Source organism: Rhizobium aureum (assembly GCF_030182495.1).
In the GTDB taxonomy this organism is placed as follows: domain Bacteria; phylum Pseudomonadota; class Alphaproteobacteria; order Rhizobiales; family Rhizobiaceae; genus Rhizobium; species Rhizobium tropici_C.
This window is the reverse complement of record NZ_JAQJCI010000011.1, coordinates 168755-181984: the sequence shown is the minus strand read 5'-3', so window position 1 is coordinate 181984 and position 13230 is coordinate 168755. Positions and strand designations below refer to the sequence as shown.

General features: G+C 61.1%; 10 protein-coding genes. 6 read left to right on the top strand and 4 right to left on the bottom strand.

Features of this window, described 5'->3' with window-relative positions; all coding sequences use genetic code 11:
• The first annotated feature begins 237 nt into the window (after positions 1 to 237).
• The 3 genes from PH552_RS23185 to PH552_RS23175 are packed head-to-tail and all read left to right on the top strand — an operon-like array spanning position 238 to position 3429.
• Positions 238 to 693, top strand: coding sequence for an endonuclease domain-containing protein (locus tag PH552_RS23185; RefSeq protein WP_183763259.1), 456 nt, complete (start codon positions 238 to 240; stop codon positions 691 to 693).
• Position 694: 1 nt separating this feature from the next.
• On the top strand, positions 695 to 2920 hold the full coding sequence (glyS, locus tag PH552_RS23180) for a glycine--tRNA ligase subunit beta (protein ID WP_183763261.1): 2226 nt from the start codon (positions 695 to 697) through the stop codon (positions 2918 to 2920).
• 14 nt (positions 2921 to 2934) lie between these two features.
• On the top strand, positions 2935 to 3429 hold the full coding sequence (locus tag PH552_RS23175; RefSeq protein WP_112341136.1) for a 2-thiouracil desulfurase family protein: 495 nt from the start codon (positions 2935 to 2937) through the stop codon (positions 3427 to 3429).
• Positions 3430 to 3504: 75 nt separating this feature from the next.
• Here PH552_RS23175 and PH552_RS23170 read toward each other — a convergent pair whose 3' ends face one another.
• The 3 genes from PH552_RS23170 to purD form a co-directional block, all read right to left on the bottom strand.
• The gene (locus PH552_RS23170) at positions 3505 to 5319 is read right to left on the bottom strand and encodes a methyl-accepting chemotaxis protein (RefSeq protein WP_183763264.1); all 1815 of its coding nucleotides are present in this window, start codon (positions 5317 to 5319) and stop codon (positions 3505 to 3507) included.
• Positions 5320 to 5694: 375 nt separating this feature from the next.
• On the bottom strand, positions 5695 to 6114 hold the full coding sequence (locus PH552_RS23165; RefSeq protein WP_183763267.1) for a plant virulence effector HPE1-like domain-containing protein: 420 nt from the start codon (positions 6112 to 6114) through the stop codon (positions 5695 to 5697).
• A gap of 112 nt (positions 6115 to 6226) precedes the next feature.
• The gene (gene purD / locus PH552_RS23160) at positions 6227 to 7495 is read right to left on the bottom strand and encodes a phosphoribosylamine--glycine ligase (RefSeq protein WP_183763272.1); all 1269 of its coding nucleotides are present in this window, start codon (positions 7493 to 7495) and stop codon (positions 6227 to 6229) included.
• A 245-nt stretch (positions 7496 to 7740) separates the two neighbouring features.
• On the opposite strand from purD, the gene PH552_RS23155 reads away from it, so the two are divergent.
• Together PH552_RS23155 and PH552_RS23150 are read left to right on the top strand one after the other, a co-directional pair.
• Complete coding sequence (locus PH552_RS23155; RefSeq protein WP_112341140.1) at positions 7741 to 10050, top strand: Tex family protein; 2310 nt, start codon at positions 7741 to 7743, stop codon at positions 10048 to 10050.
• A 144-nt stretch (positions 10051 to 10194) separates the two neighbouring features.
• Positions 10195 to 11454, top strand: a complete 1260-nt coding sequence (locus tag PH552_RS23150; RefSeq protein WP_169644637.1) for a cyclopropane fatty acid synthase — start codon at positions 10195 to 10197, stop codon at positions 11452 to 11454.
• A 100-nt stretch (positions 11455 to 11554) separates the two neighbouring features.
• Here the strand turns inward: PH552_RS23150 and PH552_RS23145 are convergent, their stop codons facing one another.
• Complete coding sequence (locus PH552_RS23145; protein ID WP_183763275.1) at positions 11555 to 11989, bottom strand: Ig-like domain-containing protein; 435 nt, start codon at positions 11987 to 11989, stop codon at positions 11555 to 11557.
• 297 nt (positions 11990 to 12286) lie between these two features.
• Here PH552_RS23145 and PH552_RS23140 point away from each other — a divergent pair, with 297 nt between their 5' ends.
• Complete coding sequence (locus tag PH552_RS23140) at positions 12287 to 13069, top strand: MipA/OmpV family protein (protein WP_285166310.1); 783 nt, start codon at positions 12287 to 12289, stop codon at positions 13067 to 13069.
• Positions 13070 to 13230: the final 161 nt, after the last annotated feature.

Sequence of the window (13230 nt, the reverse complement as noted above, 5' to 3'; positions counted from 1 at the left end):
AGGCGGAGGGTTCTCGGGGGGCGGCGGTGGCGGCGGAGGCGGAGGAGGGTGGTAGCTGATCACCTCCCCCTTGAGGGGGGAGGTCGCCGCGAAGCGGCGGGTGGGGTGACAATTGGTTGGCTGCGGAGGTTGCCGCGATCACCCCACCCCGGCACTTTGTGCCGACCCTCCCCCTCAAGGGGAGGGTGTACTTCCCGACGCATCAACTTCGCTGTCTCAGCAATACGGAGATCTTCGATGCCCCAAAAGCCCTCCAAGCTCGATCGCTTCAAAATCGCCAACAGCCGCCGCCTGCGCGCCGGTTCGACCGATGCGGAAGCCAAGCTCTGGAAGCATCTTTGGCGCATCCCGATCGAAGGGACGCATTTTCGCCGGCAGGTTCCGATCGGGCGTTATTTCGCTGATTTCGCCTGTCATCAGATCGGTCTGATCATCGAGCTTGATGGCAGCCAGCATCAGGCAGATGCGGCAAGGCGTTATGATGCCGAGCGCACGGCATTTCTTGAAAGCCAAGGCTATCATGTCGTCCGATTCTGGAATGCCGAGGTCATGGGTGAGGTCGAGGCTGTCCTGGATACGATATTTGCCATTGTGCAGCAGCGCCAAATTTTGCTAGCAGAGGCCGACCGTTTTCACCCCACTCCGGCACGCCGTGCCGACCCTCTCTCTCAAGGGGAGGGTGAGGAACCTTGACATGCCCGATCTCCTTCTCGAACTCCGCTCCGAGGAAATTCCCGCCCGTATGCAGCGCAAGGCCGCCGGCGACCTGAAGAAGCTGGTGACCGACGCCCTCATCGAAGCAGGTCTTTCCTACGAAGGTGCCAGGGAATATTGGACGCCGCGGCGCCTCACGCTCGATATTCGCGGCCTGACGGCGCGCTCGGCCGATGTGCGCGAGGAGCGCAAGGGGCCGCGCACCGATGCCAACGAAAAGGCGATCGAAGGTTTTCTGCGCGGTGCTGGCCTTTCTTCAGTTTCGGAAGCCCAGGTCCAGAGCGACCCGAAGAAGGGTGATTTCTACGTGGCGATCATTTCCAAGCCCGGCCGTGCTGCCGAGGAAATCGTCGCCGCGGTCATGCCCGACATCATCAGAAATTTCCCCTGGCCGAAGTCGATGCGCTGGGGCAAGGCCTCGGTGAAGCCCGGTTCGCTGCGCTGGGTGCGCCCGCTGCAGTCGATCGTCTGCACCTTCGGCACCGAGCATGAAGAAACCACGGTCATCCCCTTCGAGATCGACGGCATCGTCGCCTCGAACGTGACCTATGGCCATCGCTTCCATGCGCCAGGCCCGATCACGGTCAAGCGTTTCGAGGATTATGCCTCGAGCCTGGAAAAGGCCTATGTCGTTCTCGATGCCGAGCGCCGCAAGGACATCATCCTGCATGATGCCCGCGATGTCGCCTTTGCCAATGGTCTCGAACTGGTTGAGGATGAAAGCCTGCTGGAGGAAGTTTCCGGCCTTGTCGAATGGCCGCAGGTGCTGATGGGCTCCTTCGAGGAGGATTATCTCTCGATCCCATCCGAGATCATCCGCCTGACCATCAAGACCAACCAGAAATGTTTCGTCACGCGGCCGCAAGGCTCTCACCTCCCCCTTGAGGGGGAAGGTCGCAACGAAGCTGCGGGTGGGGGTGATCTCGCGTCCCAACAAAATCACCACACCCCGGCGCTGCGTGCCGCCGCCCCTCAAGGGGAGGGTGCGCTGTCCAACCGCTTCATTCTCGTCGCCAATATCCAGGCGACGGATGGCGGCAAGGAAATCATCCACGGCAACGGCAAGGTCGTGCGCGCCCGTCTGTCCGACGCGCTGCACTTCTGGAAGCGCGACCAGGGCGACCTGCCCGATCTCGAAACGCTGGAAGCCTCCGCCAGGAAGTTCGGTCTCGATCTGAAGAAGCCGCTCGATCAGCGCATGGCGAAGCTTGATGCGCTCAACGTCACCTTCCATGCCAAGCTCGGCAGCCAGGGCGAGCGCGTCGCCCGCATCCGTGCGCTGGCCGCTGACCTCGCCAAGATCACCGGCGCCGATGCTGCCCTGGTCGACCGTGCCGTCGTGCTCGCCAAGGCCGATCTGCGCACCGAAGCCGTCGGCGAGTTCCCCGAGCTGCAGGGCGTCATGGGCCGAAAATATGCCTCGCTGCAGGGCGAGAATGCTTCTGTCGCGACGGCGATCGAAGACCACTACAAGCCGCAAGGCCCGTCCGACCGCGTACCCGAGGACAAGGTTGCGATCACGGTTGCGCTTGCCGACAAGCTGGATACGCTCGTCGGCTTCTGGGCGATCGACGAGAAGCCGACGGGCTCGAAAGATCCTTATGCACTGCGCCGTGCCGCCCTCGGTGTTGTCCGTATCCTATTGGAGCGCGGTGTGCGCCTGCCGCTATTGGCGACCACCAGGGATGCCGATCTGCTCGCCTTCTTCCATGACCGCCTGAAGGTCTATCTCCGCGATCTCGGCGCCCGTCATGACCTCATCGACGCCGTGCTGACGCCGGAGGCCGACGATCTGCTGATGGTCGCCCGCCGCGTTGAGGCGCTGACCGCCTTCATCACCTCCGAGGACGGCAAAAACCTCTTGGCCGGCACCAAGCGCGCCACCCAGCTTCTGGCCGCCGAAGAGAAGAAGGGCACCGTCGTTGCCGATGGCGTTTCGGAAGCCTTGCTGAAACTCGATGCCGAAAAGGATCTCTTTGCTGCCGTGAAGGCCGCCTCTGCCGAGGCCTCCGGCGCGATCGCCAAGGAGGATTTCCGCTCGGCCATGGCAGCCCTTTCCAAGCTGCGCGCACCCGTCGACCGCTTCTTCGAAGACGTGCTCGTCAATGATGAAGATGCCGCCATCCGCGCCAATCGCCTGGCGCTGCTGCGCCTGATCCGTCAGGCGACCGGCACGGTCGCGGACTTCTCGAAGATCGCGGGATAAGACATGGGGGCGCGATGACCGGAAAGATCCTCGTCAGCGCCTGCCTCATGGGCCATGCCGTCCGCTATGACGGCCGTTCCAAGCCGCTTGTCCATCCGGCGATCGATCGCTGGCGCGAGGAGGGGCTGTTGGTGACGATCTGTCCGGAAATGTCTGCCGGCATGGCGGTGCCAAGGCCGCCGGCCGAAATTGCAGGCGGTGCGACCGGCGAGGACGTGCTTGCCGGCTCGGCGCGCGTGATGGAGATCACCGGCGGTGATGTCACGGCGGAGTTTCGCCAGGCGGCGGAAAATGCGCTGGCGCTCGCCAAGGAAACCGGCTGTCGTTACGCTCTTCTGATCGACGGCAGCCCATCCTGTGGTTCGGGTTTTATCTATGATGGTACATTTTCCGGCGGCAAGCAGAGCGGCCTCGGCGTCACGGCGGCGCTGCTCAAGCAGGCCGGTATAGAGGTCTATTCCGATCGCGAGATCGACCTGCTGGTTGAGCGCCTGAAGGGCACAGACTGACGCAGTAAAAGCTTTGCTCTAAAGAAAACCGCCGGACGCGAGCCCGGCGGTTTCCCATTTTTGCAACTGTACTGATCAGGCGGCGCGGCGATGATCCATGACCGCGCGGCCTTCGTTGACGCGGAAGCCGCGGATGAGCGCGAGCAGATCTTCCGTATCGGCCGCGAGCGTCTCGGCCGATGCGGTGGTCTCTTCGGCCATGGCGGCGTTCTGCTGGGTCGCAGCGTCGAGCTGGTTCATCGAAGAGGAGATCGAGCGCAGCGTCGTATCCTGCTCGGAGGCACTGTGGGCGATCTTCGAGACGATCTCGTTGGCGGCCTTGATCTGGTCGGAGATGCGCTTCAGCGCTTCGCCGGCCTCGCCGACAAGGCGGACGCCCTGGTCGACCTGGCCGGAAGAGCGGGCGATCTGGTCCTTGATCTCCTTGGCGGCTGCCGCGGAGCGCTGGGCGAGTTCACGCACTTCCTGGGCGACGACGGCAAAACCCTTGCCGGATTCGCCGGCACGAGCCGCCTCGACACCGGCATTGAGCGCCAGGAGGTTGGTCTGGAAGGCGATCTCATCGATGACGCCGATGATCTTGCCGATTTCGGCCGAGGACTTCTCGATGCCGCTCATCGCTTCGATTGCCTGGGCAACCACGGCATCGCTGCGCGATGCTTCGGTGCTGACGGCATGGACCCGCTTGCTAGCCTCATCGGCGCCTTCCGCCGTTTGACGGACGGCGACGGTGAGTTCGTCGAGCGCGGCGGAAGTCTCTTCCAGGCTGGCAGCCTGGCGCTCGGTGCGCTGCGACAGCTCGTTGGAGGCGCGACGGATTTCTTCCTTACTGAGGCCGATGTCGTTGCCCTTGGCGTTGACGCGGCCCATCGCGGCTTCGAGATGCGACAGCGCCTCGTTGAAATTATTGCGAAGGCCGGCATAGCCGGCGCCGAGATCGCCGCAGCGTATCGTCAGGTTCCCCTGAGCGAGGTCTTCAAGTGCCCGGCCGATGATCGAGACAACGCGTGCCTGTTCATGCGCCTCGTCCTGCTGCTGGCGCAGGTTCTGTTCGCGCTCATTGCTGATCTCGAGTTCCTGCGCGGCCTGACGGTCGGCCAGCAAATGGCGCTCGCGAACCTTTTCCTGCAGCGCCTGGGTCGCTTTCGCCATCAAGCCGATTTCGTTGCGCATCTCGATATGCGGAATGGCCATCTTCAGATCTTCGTCGGCCACGGCCTTCAGCGCGGCGTGGACATCGGCGAGCGGCTTTGTGATGCCGCGGATGAAATAGATGGCCGCACCGACGCCGATGACGAAGACGAGACCGCAGATGAGCAGGGCGCGCCACATCGTTGCGTTGATCTGCGCATCCAGGTCGTCCATGTAGACGCCGCAGCCGACCACGATCTGCCAGGGAGCGAAGGCAGCCGAATAGCTGCCCTTCAGGAAAAGCTGGTCGTCGGAATGGCCGGGCTTGCCCCAGTAATAGATGGTACGGCCGCCGCCCTTGATACCCTTTTCGACCATTTCCTTGCTGAAATGAGTGCCATTCCTGTCGACTTGGCCGGACATGTCCTTGCCGACATTGACCGGATTTGGATGGATGCGCATGACAGCGTTATAGTCGAAGCCGAAGAAATAGCCCGCGGGTTCGAAGCTGACATGCGAGAGGACTTTGAAGGCCTCCGCCTGGGCGGCCTCATGCGTCATCTCACCGGATTTTTCGCGCTGATAATACTGGTTCAGAACCGAGATGCCGGATTCGACCTGCGTGCGCAGCATGTCGAACCGGTCGTCGTAAATGGACTCGGCCTGTGACCGGATCTGGAAATAGGTCGCCACGGCGAAGGCGGCCATCAGGACGCCGAGCAGGGCAAAGAGTTGATGCGAAATCTTGAGATTCTTCATGGTGCCTCCCACAGGGGTGAATACCGGTGCGGTTTCCTACCGCCTGTGCGATCGCCTGAGAGATACTCAATACGTTTGCTGCCGCTCGAATGACATGCTGCTGTCCGGTGGCAGTAAAATCGCTGTTTATGTCTAAAAAATCTTTAATTTTAGGGGAATGGTTGTATTCGTCGCGAGTTGAAACTGGAGATATGCTAAATTGTCGCCAATAATACTTATACTGCCTTACGAATGACTTCGGTTACTTCGAATTCAGCTTCTGTAATTTAGAAAAACCGAATATTTTCCGATGTATCTCATAAGTATGTAATAAGCCGCTGCTCCTGTGGCCGGGCAATGATCGGCAAATGCCGTCGCAACGAATGGCTTCTGCAGCTATTGACGCAGCTGGAAGCCAGAGAGGTCGAGGGGTTTGGGAGCTGCGGTATCCGGCAGGGCTGCGGTCTTTACGGCCAGGTCGATCCCGTCGACGGGCTCGGCGGTGGCGGCCAGGGCTTCCGGTGTCGGCTTGCTGACGAACATGACGGGGGATCCGCCCATCCAGGCCTCTGTCCGCACGACCTTCTTTTCGCCGTCTATGCTGCGGATCACGACCGATTGCGTGCCGGGCGCCAATGTCGGCACCTTATACTCCTTTTCGGCCACTTTGGGCTTGAGGGGAGGGCAGTCGGCGCAGCTCTTGTCGACGATGCTGCTGTCGCCGCTCTGTAGTGTGCCGTCGATAGACTGAATGGACGAGGCCATGGCGGAGCCGCCTGCCAATGCGCATGCCAAGGTCAGAAACAAGAGACGCATAACAATCCACTCCGTCTATAGTGACGAAGAGACTAGCGTGCCTTTGTTTCCATCCCGTCAGGAGATTAGGTAAAAATTTAATGGACTTGCGCTTGCAGAACCGCGGCGGCGTTTACGTCTCGCGCTCGACGGCACGCCAGCCGATATCGTTGCGATAGAAGCCGTTGTCCCACTTCACCTTGCCAGCCAGGGCATAGGCCCGCTCTTTTGCTTCGCGCACCGTCTTGCCTGTCGCCGTAATGTTCAGCACGCGGCCGCCGGTTGCGACCAGCGTGCCGTCCTTCAGACCTGTACCGGCATGAAACACCTTTTCGCCTTCGCCTTCGGCCGGCAGCGCCGCAATCGGCGTGTTCTTGGCATAGGAGCCGGGATAGCCCTTCGAGGCCATGACGACGGTCAGCGCCGGATCCTCGCTCCATTCGGCCGTCACCTGATCCAGCGTGCCGTTGGCGCAGGCATAAAGCAGCGGCAGCAGGTCGCTCTTCAGCCGCATCATCAGCACCTGGCATTCGGGATCGCCGAAACGGACGTTATATTCGATGAGTTCCGGCCCCTTGGCGGTGATCATCAGTCCGGCGAAGAAGACGCCGCTGAAGGGATGGCCGCTTTCCGCCATGCCGCGCATCGTCGGCTCGATGATTTCCTTCATGGTGCGCTCGACCATGTCTGGCGTCATGACGGGGGCAGGGGAATAGGCGCCCATGCCGCCGGTGTTCGGGCCGGTGTCGCCATCGCCGACGCGCTTATGGTCCTGCGCTGTCGCCAGCGCCAGCACATGCTTGCCGTCGCAAAGGCAGAAGAAGCTCGCCTCTTCGCCATCCAGATAGGCTTCGATCACCACCTCCGCCCCGGCCTCGCCGAAGGCGCCCTCGAAGCAATCGTCGATCGCCGCTAACGCCTCGTCGATGGTCATGGCGACAGTGACGCCCTTGCCGGCCGCAAGGCCGTCCGCCTTCACGACGATCGGCGCCCCTTGCGCGCGGACATAGGCTTTCGCCTTCGGGGCATTGTTGAAGCGCTGGTAGGCGCCCGTGGGAATATCGTAGCGAGCGCAGATATCCTTGGTGAAACCCTTGGATCCCTCGAGCTGGGCCGCAGCTGCGGACGGGCCGAAGACGGCGATACCGGCGGCGCGTAGCGCATCGGCGATGCCGGCGACCAAAGGCGCTTCCGGGCCGACCACGACGAAATCGATGGCTTTTTCCCTGCAGAAGGCAACGACGGCCTCATGATCGTCGACATCGAGCGCGGCGAGCGTCGCATGTTCGGCGATACCGGGATTGCCGGGCGCGGCATAGAATTCCGTCATGAGAGGCGATTGCGCCAGTTTCCAGGCCAACGCATGCTCGCGTCCGCCCGATCCGATCAACAGAACTCTCATGGCTTGCCCTTTCGTTGCGTCCTTTTGCGCGGTTAAGGGGGCTTGAGCCAAAGGTCAAGCGGCAAATCCTGTGGAGGCACGGCCGGCAACATTGCCATGCCTTTTTATCTCGCTAAAGCGGATGCTGCTTCGCCCTCCACGTCATCTCCGTGCCCGGATTGGCGTGTTCCGCGGCGAAAACCGCTTCTTATGTCCACGGGATCATGCTTATGGTCCCTTTACGCTCGTTCAGTTCAGAGAGACACATGGCCGCTGATATCCGTTCCCTTGCTGCAACCATTGCCGCCGAGATCAACTCCCGTCCAGATCAGGCTAAGGCCGCTATCGAGCTCTTGGACGAAGGCGCAACGGTGCCCTTCATCGCGCGCTATCGCAAGGAAGTGACCGGCGGTCTCGACGATACGCAGCTTCGCACGTTATCGGAGCGTCTCGTCTATCTTCGCGAGCTGGAAGCACGCCGCGCCGCCATCATTGAATCCATCGCCGGCCAGGGCAAGATGACCGACGAGCTGATGGGCAAGATCGCCACGGTCGCCACCAAGTCCGAGCTGGAAGACCTTTATCTGCCCTATAAGCCGAAGCGCCGTACCCGCGCCGAAATTGCCAGGGAGCGTGGCCTCGGCCCCCTGGCCGACACCATCCTTGCCGATCGCTCCAAGGAGCCCACGATGCTGGCCCAAGGCTTCATCACGGCCGATGTGCCTGACGTGAAAACGGCGCTGGAGGGTGCGCGCGATATCATCGCCGAAGGTATTGCCGAAAATGCCGATCTGCTTGGCAAGCTGCGCAATTACATGAAGGCCAATGCGACGCTGAAGGCTACCGTCGTCGACGGCAAGCAGGAGGCAGGCGCCAAATTCTCGGATTATTTTGCGCATCAGGAACGCTGGGCGACTGCGCCCGGTCATCGCGCGCTCGCCATGCTGCGCGGCTGGAACGAAGAAGTCCTGACACTGAATATCGAAGTCGATACCGACGCCGTCTCGCCCAACAAGCCGGTCGAACGCATGATCACTGCGGCCTATGATATCGGCGCAAGCCGGCCCGGCGACCGCTGGCTGACGGAGGTCGCAAGCTGGACATGGCGCGTAAAGCTCTCCATGTCGCTCTCGCTCGACCTGATGCGCGAGTTGCGGGAGAGGGCGGAGGAGGAGGCGATCCATGTCTTCGCCCGCAATCTGAAGGATCTCCTGCTGGCAGCGCCTGCCGGCTCGCGCGCCACCATGGGCCTCGATCCGGGCATCCGCACGGGCGTCAAGGTCGCCGTGGTCGACGGTACGGGCAAGCTCCTGGAAACGGCGACCGTATATCCCTTTCCGCCGAAGAACGACGTGCGCGGCACACAGGCCGCACTTGCCTCGCTCATCCGTAAGCACAAGGTCGAGCTGATCGCGATCGGCAACGGCACCGGCAGCCGCGAAACCGAAAAGCTGGTGGCCGACATGCTGGCCGAACTGCCGGCGCCGAAGCCGACCAAGGTCATCGTCTCCGAAGCCGGTGCATCGGTTTACTCTGCCTCGGAAACGGCTGCGCTTGAATTCCCCGGGCTTGACGTCTCGCTGCGTGGCGCCGTCTCCATCGCCCGCCGCCTGCAGGATCCGTTGGCCGAGTTGGTGAAGATCGAGCCGAAGTCGATCGGCGTCGGCCAGTACCAGCACGATGTCGACCAGCAGAAGCTGTCCCGCTCGCTGGATGCCGTTGTCGAAGATGCGGTGAATGCTGTGGGCGTCGATCTCAACACGGCCTCGGCACCGCTGCTTTCCCGGGTCTCCGGCCTCGGGCCGTCGATCGCCGATGCCATCGTCAAGCATCGCGACGGCGAGGGTCCGTTCGAGACGCGCCGTGATCTTCTGAAGGTCGCCCGTCTCGGCCAGCGCACCTTCGAGCAATGCGCCGGCTTCCTGCGCATTCCCAACGGCAAGGAGCCGCTCGACGCTTCCTCGGTGCACCCGGAAGCCTATGGTGTGGCCAAGAAGATCGTCGCTGCCTGCGGCCGTGATCTCCGCACGCTGATGGGCGATACGGCAACGCTGAAGGCCATCGACCCCAGGCAATTCATCGACGACAAATTCGGCCTGCCGACCGTGCGCGACATCATCGCCGAACTGGAAAAGCCAGGCCGAGACCCGCGTCCGAGCTTCAAGACCGCAACCTTTGCCGAGGGCGTCAACGAGATCAGCGACCTCAAGCCGGGAATGCTGCTGGAAGGCACCGTGACCAACGTCGCCGCTTTCGGAGCTTTCGTCGATATAGGCGTCCATCAGGACGGTCTGGTGCATGTCTCGCAGCTGGCCGACCGCTTCGTCAAGGACCCGCATGAGGTCGTGAAGGCCGGCGATGTCGTCAAGGTCACGGTCGTGGAAGTCGATGTCAAACGCAAGCGAATCGGTCTCTCCATGCGCAAAGATGGCGGTACTGTGGCGGCTTCGTCCGGGCGGGAGTCGCGCGAGCAGGGCGGCGCGCGCAACGCGGGGGCGAGGGGAAATGCTCGTCCGAAGGCCGAACAACAGGGCAGTTTCGGCGCCGCTTTGGCCGACGCTTTCAAACGAAAATAAGGACTTAGCGGAACTCTGTGCAAGAATGTCACACTCTGGCAGAGTTGTTGCCGGAGTGCCAATGACTGCGAAAAGGTAAGCTTGCCACAATGCTGGGAGGCGTTAAAGTTGCCTTAATGTCATGTCATAACATTCGAGGCGTCCATGGCGTCGACCCTTTTTCCTCTCGTCCAGAAAATCATCCGCAAAGGTTCACTCAGGCTTACGCTCGCATCCGGCGAGACCCATATGGTCGGCGACGGAACTGGCGAGACGGTGGCCGTCCGGTTTGCCGATCAGCAGGCTGAAGATGCCGTCGCACGCGATCCGACGCTCAAGCTCGGCGAAATGTATATGGAAGGCCGCTTCATCCTCGAGCAGGGGGACATTTACGAGTTCCTGTCGCTGGTGAAGCAGAACACCACCAATGAGGTCTTCGATTTCCGTATGGCGGCGCTGCTGGTCGGCCGCATCGCCTGGCAGCAGATCAAGAGCCGCTCGCCGATCAATCGCAACAAGCACAATGTTGCGCATCACTACGATCTGTCGGCGAAGCTCTTCGATCTCTTCCTCGATGAGGATTGGCAATATTCCTGCGCCTATTTCAATCCGCCCGGCATCAGCCTGGATGAAGCGCAGGTCGCCAAGAAGCGCCATATCGCCGCCAAGCTTCTGGTCGAGCCCGGCCAGAAGGTGCTGGAGATTGGTTCCGGCTGGGGCGGCATGGCCATGTATCTCGCCGAGGCCTATCCGGGCCTCGACGTGACAGGCATCACGCTCAGCGAAGAGCAGCTGAAAGTATCACGCGAAAGGGCGGCCAAGCGTGGCCTCTCCGATCGCGTCCGCTTCGAGCTGCAGGACTATCGCTACATGACCGGCAAGAAATTCGACCGTATCGTCTCGGTCGGCATGTTCGAGCATGTCGGCATCGGCGACTACGGCAAGTTCTTCGGCAAGGTTTCGGAGCTGCTTGATGATAATGGCGTCATGCTGCTGCACTCCATCGCACGCCCGAAGCCGAGTTTTGCCACCAACGCCTTCATCGAAAAGTATATTTTCCCGGGCGGCTACATCCCGTCGATCGGCGAGACCACGCCGCCGCTGGAAAAGGCCGGCTTGCTCACGCGAGACGTCGAGACCCTGCCGATGCACTATGCCTATACGCTGAGGCATTGGCGCAACCGCTTTGTTGCGCGCAAGGCCGATGCCGTCGCGCTCTATGACGAAAAGTTTTTCCGCATGTGGGAGTTCTATCTGGCCGGCTCGGAAATGGGCTTCCGCTGGGATGAGCTCTTCATCATGCAGCTCCAGATCACCAAGAACCAGTTCGCCGTGCCGGACAACCGCAATTACATCGCGGAGCGCGAGGCGAAACTGAAGGAATTCGAGGCTGGGCGTGCGCCTTTGGAGAAGGTTACGTTCTGAGCTGAGGGTCTGAAACCAAGGTGGCACTTACGCCGGCGACATGACAAGATGCGCCGGCGTTTCTTATTCCAGGCTTCAGCCGGTACGGCACGCTCTGAACTTATTTGACAACGTGAATCTTCAAAGTGTGCTCGGCAACGCCATTTGCTGCATTCAGCCCCGTCATCCGGATCGTGAATTGATCGGCGCCGGCAAAGCCGGCATCGGGCGTATAGTAGACGATGGTGCCTTCCGCCGATTTGCCATTGCACATATGCATGGGTTCATCGCTCGGGAAATGCGCCTTTACGGATCCGTGAGTGATCTCCACCTTGCCGTGACTGCTCGGCTTGACGATCGCAGTATAGGGATAGGACGAGAATGTGCAGTCAGGTTTCAGAAACGAAACCGACATGACCTGGGTTCTCTTGCCTGCCCGGATGCTTCCCTTCGTCTCAGTTTGTTTCGCCCCGCCGATCGGGGCACTGACGCAGCCGGATAGCGCTATGGCGGCGCTGAGGGACAGACCTAAGGAAATCAGGGATATGGTCTTCATTGGTTGCTCTTCTTTGAAAATCGGGGGCTGCAAAATGGCGAGCACCAAAGGAAATGCCGGCCATTACCTATGATTGAGTAGCTCATGCGATAATTAAATCACCGCGACAGATTGGCGCATCTCAAGGGATCCGGCGCTTCAAGCTGATTTTGACATTCTTCGCGGATTCAGCGCCTTGTGGTTAAGAGAGCGGTAACGCGATCCGAATAATTTGCGGCAACTCCGGGGCTGCGTTCATAGCCCCTGTAATGCGTATCATGGAGTTGCAGTGTGGTTGCAAAGTCGCGTTTTCTTTTCATTTTCGGCCTCTCCGTCGCCTATGCCGGCGCTGCCTCCGCAGGCGATGGCCAGCATTTCTGGTCAGGGGACTGGTATCTAAGCGTCGGTGCAGCCGGTTTCTCCGCGCCAAAGTTCGAAGGCGGCAAGCACAACAAGCTGCAGTGGTCGCCGTTGGTCTCGATCGGCCGGCAGGGTCCCGGGCCGCGTTTCTCCTCGCGCAATGACAATCCGTCCTTCGCCCTGATCGAGAGCGATGCCTTCCGCATCGGTATCGTTGGCAAGTTCGTGCCGAGCCGCGACAGCAGCGATGGGCGCGAGTTGAGGGGGCTGAAGAAGGTGAAATGGGGCGCTGAAGCCGGCGGTTTCGCCGAAGCCTATCCCACGGACTGGCTGCGCGCCCGCATCGAAGTCCGCCAGGGCATTCGCTCGCACAGCGGCCTCGTCGCCGATACGGCCATCGATGCCTTCACCGATATTACGCCAGAATTGCGCCTGTCGGGTGGTCCGCGCGTGACGATGGCCACCAACGACTATTTTGATACCTATTACGGCGTCAATGCGCGCGAATCGGCTGCGTCCGGCCTCAGCGGCTACAAGCCGGGCGGCGGGGTGAAGTCCGTCGGCGTCGGCGGCGCCTTGACCTGGAAGGCATCGGAAAACTGGACCACCAGCACCTTCCTGGAATACACGCGCCTTACCGGCCCGGCTGCCGACAGCAGCCTCGTGCGCGAGCGGGGCGACCGCAACCAGCTGCTGATCGGCCTCTCGGCCAGCTACAAGTTCAATTTCACCACGCATTGAGAAATACGCAGGTGAGAGCATGATGCCAAAAGTGTTCGAGCGGCTTTCGGACGGTATCATGCTCTAATTCTTTGATTCTAGTGCGGATTCGGATTTTATACCGCTGCGACCTAAAATCATCCGACTCTAACGCGCCGCCGCTTGACCTCCGGCGCCGGATG

Coding starts and splice junctions, on each gene's coding strand:
- PH552_RS23145 (WP_183763275.1), bottom strand. CDS start 11,989: ATGAAGACCATATCCCTGATTTCCTTAGGTCTGTCCCTCAGCGCCGCC.
- PH552_RS23170 (WP_183763264.1), bottom strand. CDS start 5,319: ATGAAGAATCTCAAGATTTCGCATCAACTCTTTGCCCTGCTCGGCGTC.
- PH552_RS23175 (WP_112341136.1), top strand. CDS start 2,935: ATGACCGGAAAGATCCTCGTCAGCGCCTGCCTCATGGGCCATGCCGTC.
- PH552_RS23150 (WP_169644637.1), top strand. CDS start 10,195: ATGGCGTCGACCCTTTTTCCTCTCGTCCAGAAAATCATCCGCAAAGGT.
- PH552_RS23165 (WP_183763267.1), bottom strand. CDS start 6,114: ATGCGTCTCTTGTTTCTGACCTTGGCATGCGCATTGGCAGGCGGCTCC.
- glyS (WP_183763261.1), top strand. CDS start 695: ATGCCCGATCTCCTTCTCGAACTCCGCTCCGAGGAAATTCCCGCCCGT.
- PH552_RS23155 (WP_112341140.1), top strand. CDS start 7,741: ATGGCCGCTGATATCCGTTCCCTTGCTGCAACCATTGCCGCCGAGATC.
- PH552_RS23185 (WP_183763259.1), top strand. CDS start 238: ATGCCCCAAAAGCCCTCCAAGCTCGATCGCTTCAAAATCGCCAACAGC.
- purD (WP_183763272.1), bottom strand. CDS start 7,495: ATGAGAGTTCTGTTGATCGGATCGGGCGGACGCGAGCATGCGTTGGCC.